A 5,247-nucleotide genomic window follows, 5' to 3' on the forward strand; every position below is an offset into this window, starting at 1 on the left:
TGTCCGTTCTTCCCGGTCGCTGCATCCGTGCGTCTGTGCTAGCTGGATGGTGAAGGAACGGGTGGGGCGGTGTCAGCCGGATTTACCCAGTTAGATCTTGCATTTTCGGCGCGTTGGTTCCGCAACCGCGCTGCACCGGCTTGGAGTTCGCGGCGTCGCCGCGCGACCTCTTCCTTCATGAGGTCGTCGGTGCGGCTGCTGTGCCAGATGGCGCCTTCCCACTTGACGTATTGCGGTGTCTTCTCGCGCAGGAGGACGGGCTTGAGGTGGCTGTGGAACAGGAGGGTGCGGCCCTGGTTCCGGTTGATGCGGCTGTACCACTTCACGCTGTTCGCGTGCCGCGCGGCCCGACTGGCGTGGAGCGGAGAGAGCTTTCCGCGAACCTGGCCCGGCGTGTAGGTCGTCAGCGGTGTCGAGGGTGGGCGCCAGGCATCCGCGATGGCCCAGTGCGCGACGGCGTCGCCGTGCTCCTTCTTGCTGTAGGGGTAGGTGACGCGCTTGCCGACTTCGGCGAAGAACCGGGCTTGCTCCGTGGTGGTGCCGCAGGCCAGCTGCCGCCAGTGGGGAGAGGCAATCAGCGGCGCCAGGCCGACGACCTCGGGATAGATGGCGGCGAACAGCTTGGACGTGCTGTAGGACGTGTAGGACTTGGCGGCGTGGTCGTAGGGGATGAGGGCGTACGTCCGGCTGTCCCAGGTGTGCCAGACGTGGAAGTCCTCGCCTGTCAGGCGGCCGTCGGCCCAGATGTGCGCGCAGATCATGAAGGCGGTCAGCACCGCGTCGTAGGCGGCTGCCCAGCCGTAGCGTCGCAGAAGGAGGTGGTGGCGGTGCTGGGCGTCGATGACTTCGGGCAGCTGGGCGAGGCCGACAGCGGGGTGGTCGATATCGGGAGGGCCGATCCAGGTCCCGTGCCGCAGGCAGACGTAGGTGTGGTGCGGCAGCAGCCTCACCACCCGGCCGCCCGGATGGCGGGCGTCACAGAGATGACAGCCGCTCTGCGTCGCATGGCGGAACATGGCCCAGTCCGGTGCCGGGTCGCGCAGTTCGGGCAGGGCCCCGGCCAGAGCGTGAACGCTGCGGCCGGTGAGCGCGGCGAGCTGTTCCGGGATCGGGACGCGTCGGGCGGCGCCCTCCCGCTCCGGCCGGGTGACCTGCATCCAGAGCATTTGCGGGTCCATGCCGTGCAGGGTGGCCAGGCGGCTGATGTAGGAGACAGCGATTTCGTGCCGGGCCGGGGGAACCGGATCGGGCAGGCGGGACAGGAGCATCAGGCCACGCTCCGGCGCCGGCTCTTTGCGCCTGCCGGGGTGATCAGCCGCTGGGTCTGCTCGGCGGCGAAGTCGAGGGGAACCAGCTCCAGCAGCTCCCTCGTGATGCGCTCACTGCCGTCCTCAATGGCCAGCACGGCAGCGCCGCGGATGAGCTGGGAGAGGCTTCCGATCATGCCGCCGGTGCGGTGAAAGAGGTAGTCACTCATCTGCGTGAGCGTTCCGGGGGCGTGCTCGTGAAGGCGGAGCAAGGACTCCAGCGTGCCGACCAGGGCCCGCCACGTCTCCTGGTCGGCGGCGGTGGCGTGGGAGAACGGGGCGGCGGGGATGACGACGAACCGTCCGGCGATCTGACGGCCGCGGGTACCGGCGAACAGGCCCTGCGTCTCGATGTCGATGCCCGCGTAGGCGAACGTGGCGGGCAGGCGTTCGGCGAAGTATTTCAACTGGTCGGAGGCTTCCGCACCGGAGCGGGTAGCCAGGTTGAGGTTGTGCAGCTCATCCACCAGGACAAGATCGACCCGGGTGTGGGCGGCGGTCGCGCAGACCGCATCCACGATGTCGGTGAGGGTCACTCCCCGCTTGGGAAAGGGCAGGCCGAAGAAGCGGGCGAACTCCGTCGCGAGCATCTTCGGCGTCGCCGCCGGCGGGACGGTGACGTAGATGACCGGCAGGCGTGCCCCGTCGTGCGGATGGCGCCTGCGCGTGGCCAGCTCGTGCGCGCGGCCCAACTGGGTCAGCGCGGTGGTCTTGCCCGTGCCGGAAGCACCGGAAAGGATCACGCCACGGCGGGCAGAGACCTGGTGGCGGTTGAGCTGGATCAGCAGCCGTGCGGTGGCGATGACCTTGCGGATGGTCGGAGTGTTCACCATCGGCAGGTTCGCGTGATACTCCCGCCGCCCCTCGTCTTCACGGTCCCGTTCCTGGCCGGTTAGCGCGGCCCGCTCGGCTGCGCTGTGTAACTGCGGTGGGGTGCTCTCGTGTTCGACGTAGCGGCGCCAGCCCTCCTTGGAGGTCAGCGGACAATCCGGTGGCGTCGCATCGGGCAGATCCGTCTGCGGCATCATCCGGGTGGAGCGCGTGCTCATAGCCACCTTTCGGCTTCGGCGTGGGCATCGAAGACCCCGAAGGGCACCACCGTCGCAGCCGGTGGCGCCGCCGAGGACTCCTGCTCGGGCTCGGGGTCGCTTTCGATTGCGGGTGCGGCAGAGGGAGCGGGCAGAGCGGCTGCCGCGCGAGTGCGACCCAGGACACGGGCCGACTGCCGGTCCGGGCCGTGTTCGGCGCGCGTCAACAGCGCATCCAGGACACGAGCGACAGCCACTTCGTTGGTGTCGTCCAGGCCGGCCTCGGCGGCCAGGCGTCGGGCGTGCGCCCAGGTGAACTCGGCGAACGGCGCGGCCACCAGGGGAAGATGCACCCAGGGTGCGGTGACCCAGCCACCCTCGGTGCGCACGAAGACCTGCGAGAGGTCATAAGGGTCGTAGTGGACTTCCCAGAGCCCGCGCCTGGCCGCGTGGCCGGAGTGCTGGCGCCGGTAGGGCCCCAGCTCGGCGCTGTCGTAGGTGCGGTGCGCGATGCGGACGCCGTAGTCGTTGATCGCGCGCCAGGCCACCGGCAGCAGCTCCAGGTAGTCCTCCCCGCGCAAGACCAGAGGCAGGTAGCCGGCCGCCGCCACCAAGGAGGCGTACTTGTCGTTCGGCGAGATGGCCTTCCCCGGCCGGAACGGATCTCGAAGGGCGTCGTGCGGCCTGGCCTGCCACCCTGCCAGCACCCATTCATCCAGCAGATTCTGCAGCTCGGGGATCGTCCAGACCGCGGCCTGCTCAACCCGCTCGCCGCGGCGGCTCACATCCCGGCCTGTGTAGCCGGCCAGGTGCTGGCAGAACAGGGTGTTGACCGCCGAGAACGTCGCCTCCACGATCGCCTTGTCCGTCGGCGTGCGCGGGCGTGCCCGCTGGACAGAGATGCCCAGCCGGGCGCAGGCCCGGACGAAGGTGTTGGAGATGAACACCTTGCCGCCGTCGATGACGACGGTGTCCGGCACGATCACCGGCTTGGCAGCAGCCTGGTCCATCCGCGCATCGACGTCGAGGAGCTGCCGGTGCGGCATCCGCGAGGCCGTCATCCGCAAACTCAGCGGCCAGCCCGGCCGCATCGGCTCCGGCACCAGCATCCGCGCCAGCAGCAGCGAGGCGTCCACCGCCTTGGTACTCACCGGCCGCAACACCGCCGCGCAGATCGTGCGGGTGGCGACATCGACCGCGATCGTCAATTCGGCGCGGGCTACGACCCCGGAGTCCAGGACCACCATGACGTCCAGCGGGGTGGAGTCGATCTGCACCTGTTCCCCTGGCCGGTCCGCAAACGTCGGCGTGAACGGCCCCGCCGGCCGGTTCGCCGTCTGCCGCCGGGTGGCCGCCGACCCGAAACTGTGCCGCCCCGTGGACAGGGCGTCGATGAGCTTGTAGAAGGTGTTCCGGCTCGGCAGCGGCACCACCCCTCCGCCGTGGGTGTCCTCGACCAGCTTCACCACCCGCCGGATCACCCGCGATCGCGTGCCCGTCGAAGCGTGCGTCTGCTCGTCCAGCACCTGCCGCACCGCGGCGACCAGCCGGGCGTCCGCCCGGCCCGTCGCCTCCGTCAGCCGCACCAGGCGCCCATCGACCAGCCCCCACACTCCCTGCTGTGCGTAGCGTGACCGCTTGGCCATCACCGTACGTAGGCTCACCCCCAGCTCGTCCGCCTTCGCCTGAGCCCGCTCCACCAACGGCCGGGCAGGGTCGTACTCGGGCCTCACCGGCGTTCCCGGCTCCGCCCCGGCCGGCAAGCCGGTCTCCACCTCCACCACATGCCGTTCCCACTCCACCGCCGCCGCCCTCGCAGCCTCGGGCAGCGACTCCAGCAGCCCGACCGGCTCCAGCGTGGGCAGCGACTCGGTGCCCGTCACCGAGAAGTCCGGCGCCGCCATCAAGTACGAGGCCAGCACCACCGACTCCTCGCCGCCCGACGACCGCAGCCGCACCGCCGTCCCAGCCAGAGCCACCACCTGGTGGTGGCCGTCATCGAAGGTGACCCAGTCCCCGACCCGCAGCACCGCACTCTCACCGCCGGCCCTCACCGGACCGCCCCCAGCGACACCAGCGAGTCGGCGTGCAACGGAACCGGCGTGTCCGCCGCCAACTCGTGCGACCACAGCAGATGGAACAGCACCGGCAGCACCGCCACCGGCTCCCCCACAGCCAGGACACCGTCCATCAGCGGCATCGGCTCGACGAACGTCTCCAGCAGCCACGAGGCCACCGGCTCCACCCGGTGACGAGGGTGGCGGTAGCCCGCCAGCCAGCGCACGTTCCGCACCAGCACCGGATCCGGCGCCCCCAGCAGACGAAACTCCCACCCCACCTGATCACAAGCCGTCTTCGCCGCCTCGAACTTCACCCAGTCCCTCGCTCTGCGGCGCTCGGCCGGACGACAGTCGATCACAACCGCCGAGCCGTCGTCCCGGCGGGCGAAGTAGTCCGGCGCATGCGAGACCGGCTTGCCCTTCGCCGAGGACCAGAACAGCCAGAACGGCTGTGAGGAGATGCCCACCACCGCCGGATCGAAGTCCAGCAACATCACGTGGTCCCGCTCCAGCCAGGACTCATACCCGATATGACCGCCCGCCGTGGCGGACCACCACAGGCCCGGCAAATTCCGCTGGCCACGGTACGACGTGAACGTGCGTACGGGCGCGACGTGCTCGAACCGCACGGCCCATGCATCTGCCAGCAAACGCCGCGACTCCGACCCGTCAGGGGCGACGTACGCCACCTCGAACCCGGCCGTCGGCGGCCCCGCAGACCCGCCCTCCAAGACCTCTAACGCATGCATCACGTACGACTAACCCCGCCCCTCGATGCAAGGTCACGCTGACCTATGCAAGATCGCATGCAGCTTAGAACTGACATCTGCAAGGTCAACCCGTACTAGACAG

The 5,247-nt window shown here is 69.6% G+C and carries 4 protein-coding genes; all 4 read right to left on the reverse strand.

Annotation, left to right across the window (positions count from 1 at the left end; genetic code table 11):
- Positions 1-38 precede the first annotated feature (38 nt).
- The 4 genes from ACIP63_RS37240 to ACIP63_RS37255 are packed head-to-tail and all read right to left on the reverse strand — an operon-like array spanning position 39 to position 5,144.
- Entirely contained in the window at positions 39-1,268 is a 1,230-nt protein-coding gene (locus ACIP63_RS37240) for a hypothetical protein (RefSeq protein WP_401525228.1), read from the reverse strand.
- Positions 1,268-2,332, reverse strand: a complete 1,065-nt coding sequence (locus ACIP63_RS37245) for an AAA family ATPase (protein WP_401525232.1) — start codon at positions 2,330-2,332, stop codon at positions 1,268-1,270. The genes ACIP63_RS37240 and ACIP63_RS37245 overlap by 1 nt, the downstream gene beginning before the upstream one ends.
- A 20-nt stretch (positions 2,333-2,352) precedes the next feature.
- The gene (locus tag ACIP63_RS37250) at positions 2,353-4,365 is read right to left on the reverse strand and encodes a Mu transposase C-terminal domain-containing protein (RefSeq protein ID WP_401525230.1); all 2,013 of its coding nucleotides are present in this window, start codon (positions 4,363-4,365) and stop codon (positions 2,353-2,355) included.
- Positions 4,366-4,385: 20 nt separating this feature from the next.
- Positions 4,386-5,144, reverse strand: a complete 759-nt coding sequence (locus tag ACIP63_RS37255; RefSeq protein ID WP_401525235.1) for a TnsA-like heteromeric transposase endonuclease subunit — start codon at positions 5,142-5,144, stop codon at positions 4,386-4,388.
- Between the last annotated feature and the right edge of the window lie 103 nt (positions 5,145-5,247).

It is taken from the genome of Streptomyces sp. NPDC088746, from assembly GCF_044751065.1.
Lineage (GTDB): Bacteria > Actinomycetota > Actinomycetes > Streptomycetales > Streptomycetaceae > Streptomyces.

What these genes read in the sequence shown, in the direction of transcription:
- ACIP63_RS37240 (WP_401525228.1), bottom strand. Translation starts at nt 1,268, where the DNA reads ATGCTCCTGTCCCGCCTGCCCGATCCGGTTCCCCCGGCCCGGCACGAA.
- ACIP63_RS37245 (WP_401525232.1), bottom strand. Translation starts at nt 2,332, where the DNA reads ATGCCGCAGACGGATCTGCCCGATGCGACGCCACCGGATTGTCCGCTG.
- ACIP63_RS37255 (WP_401525235.1), bottom strand. Translation starts at nt 5,144, where the DNA reads ATGCATGCGTTAGAGGTCTTGGAGGGCGGGTCTGCGGGGCCGCCGACG.